Consider the following 497-nt stretch of genomic DNA (forward strand, 5'->3'; position numbering starts at 1 on the left):
ACCGGCGCCTTGCGCGCGTACGTCACCGCCGCGTCCGTGGTGCCTTCTATCGCGACCGGCTTGTTGGTGCCCAGCGCGTGCGCGGCGGGGGTGCCGGCGGGCAGGCCGAGCAGCAGGGCGGGGAGGAGCAGCAGACCGCCCCCGCCCACCACGGCGTCGATCCAGCCGGCGGCGAGCGCGGCCAGGCAGAGCAGGACGACCGTGGTCAGCGATATGTCGGGCATGGCCGCGAGCCTATGAAGGCGGTAGATGGTGCGTCCATCAAGATGAGCGTTTGTTGAGGTTGGCCTCCTCACACCCGCCCCACGACCGCCTCGGGAAGCCTCACACCCCGCGCCCCCGGCCGCTGAGGGCAGCGTTCCGCGCGGGAAACAGAAGGGATGCCACCGGGAAACACCCGCCCCGCAGGCTCGGGACATGACCTCGAACGAGCGTGTGGTGGTGATCGGCTCCGGCCTCGCGGGCGTACGTCTCGCCCGGCGGCTCGGCGTGCTGGG

1 protein-coding gene is annotated in these 497 nt (G+C 72.2%); it reads right to left on the bottom strand.

The genetic code is table 11. From position 1 onward, the window contains the following. The coding region (locus tag LPA54_RS36820; RefSeq protein WP_228984841.1) for a TSUP family transporter at positions 1-224 on the bottom strand (224 nt) is incomplete at its 3' end. Positions 225-497: the final 273 nt, after the last annotated feature.

This window comes from Streptomyces sp. DH12, assembly GCF_020873895.1.
Lineage (GTDB): Bacteria > Actinomycetota > Actinomycetes > Streptomycetales > Streptomycetaceae > Streptomyces.